Here is a 2,156-nt window from a genome sequence, read left to right on the forward strand (position 1 = left end):
GAGGCCGTAAGGAAATAAGGCGTTGCTTTGTGATCTTCGGCTCGTTGGGAGGATATGGCCATTCCGAGCGAGGTCCGCGAGCAACTCTCGGTGAAGTTCGATGTGCTGCTGCCCCATCTGAACGAACGGCAGCGGCGGTTGCTGTTGGCGACCGAAGCCCGGCTGCTCGGCCACGGCGGAGTGCGAACTGTCGCCCAGGTAGCCGGCGTCAGCGAGACCACCATCCGCAACGGCGTGTTCGAACTTGAGGCCGGCGACAATCCACTCCCCGCTGGTCGAGTCAGGAAGCCAGGCGGAGGACGAAAGGCTGCTGAGGATCAAGATCTGCAACTGGTTCCGGCGCTGCTGGCTTTGGTGGAGCCAGACGAGCGCGGGGATCCTATGTCGCCGCTGCGCTGGACCACCAAGTCGCTGCGGAACCTGGCCGAGGAACTGGCCCGGCAAGGGCATTCGGTCTCCGCCCCGACGGTGGGCAGGCTGTTGAAGGGGCAGGGCTTCAGCCTGCAGGCCAACACCAAGACGCTGGAGGGCAAACAGCATCCCGACCGCGACGCTCAGTTCGGCTATGTCAACGAGCAGGTCAAAGAGCACCAGACCGCCGGACAGCCGGTGATCAGCGTCGATACCAAGAAGAAGGAGCAGTTGGGGCAATTGCCCAATGCCGGGCGGCAGTGGCGCCCCAAGGGCGACCCGGTCCAGGTCGAAGACCACAGCTTCTTCTTCACCGGCCCGGATGTCCCGCATGCCATCCCCTATGGCATCTACGACCTGGCCGCCGATCGGGGCTGGGTGAACGTTGGGGTGGACCACGACACCTCGGCGTTCGCGGTGGCCTCGATCCGCCGGTGGTGGCACGCCCGCGGCCGAACGGACTATATGGACGCCTCCCGATTACTGATCACAGCAGACTGCGGCGGCTCCAACAGCTACCGCTACCGGGCCTGGAAGGCCGAACTTGCCGACTTCGCCGCCGAGACGGGGCTAACCATTACGGTCTGCCACTTCCCGCCGGGCACCTCGAAATGGAACAAAATTGAGCATCGATTGTTCTCTCACATCACGATGAACTGGCGGGGCAGGCCCCTGACCAGCCACAAAGTTGTCGTGAACAGCATCGCCGCCACCCGCACACGCACCGGGCTGCGCGTTGAGGCCGAACTCGACTCCGGCGCCTACCCGCTGGGCGTGTCGGTCAGCACCGAGCGCATGAACGCACTGCCGATCAGGCCCCACGCCCAGCGCGGAATGTGGAACTACACCATCAGCCCGACCGCAGACCACATCACTGCTGCCGTCCAACCCGGGGACCGTGACCAGATCCGGGCCCGCGCCCTGCACACCCTGGCCGACCCGCGCCTGACCGGCATGGGCCACCAAGAACTGCAAGAGCTGGCCATCGCCCTGGCCCCGGCGCAGGCGGCCCGCGCCGAACAACGCTACTTCGAGCGGCGCGGCGGCCCGCGCCGCCAAGCCAAGGGCATTCACGGCCGGTCCTTGCTCAGTGACGCCGACAAGGTCTTGCTCACCCTCGTCTACCAGCGGCAGATCTGCTCTCAGCGGGTCTTGTCCGAGATGATCGAGGTCAACACCTACTCCATCGGCACGGCGATCGCTGAAACCGCCAAGCTCCTGGCCGAACACAAGCACACGACCGACCCCACCGTCCTGCGCTTCACCAGCGTGGCCGCCCTCCGGACCTTTCTGGACAGCGACACCATGCCGGCCCGGCCGAACCGACTGGCCGCCCTCGGCGATCCGGCGCTGACCGGCATGCATCGACCTGAGCTGGAACGGCTGATCAAGCGATTGTCGAAGCGCCAGGCCGCCGAGGCTGAGCGGCGAAAGCATCTCCAGCGCGGCGGAGATCGACAGCCGACAGCTCGCGGCGGTGTCTTCAACGAGAAGATCACCGACGCCGAGCGCGTGCTCGCGGTCATACTCGGCCTGCGCAAAGTCTGCAGCTGGGACGTGGTGGCGGAGTTGTTTCAGGTGAGCAGGCGCACCATCGGCAACGCCAGAACATGGGTCCGCCCGCTGCTGGAGCAGGAAGACCGCCTTCCCGAACGGGCACCCATCCGCTATCGCACGGCGGCCGATCTCCTTGCCAGAGCACCAGAGAGCCGCGACACGCCGACAAGTTGATTCCTTACGGCTTC

At 65.6% G+C, this 2,156-nt stretch carries 1 protein-coding gene; it reads left to right on the plus strand.

Going from position 1 to position 2,156, the window contains the following annotated elements:
• The first annotated feature begins 54 nt into the window (after positions 1–54).
• Positions 55–2,142, plus strand: coding sequence for an ISAzo13 family transposase (locus tag EJK15_RS68915; protein ID WP_138720868.1), 2,088 nt, complete (start codon positions 55–57; stop codon positions 2,140–2,142).
• Positions 2,143–2,156 lie beyond the last annotated feature (14 nt).

Source organism: Nonomuraea basaltis, from assembly GCF_005893125.1.
GTDB classification, from domain to species: Bacteria; Actinomycetota; Actinomycetes; order Streptosporangiales; family Streptosporangiaceae; genus Nonomuraea; species Nonomuraea basaltis.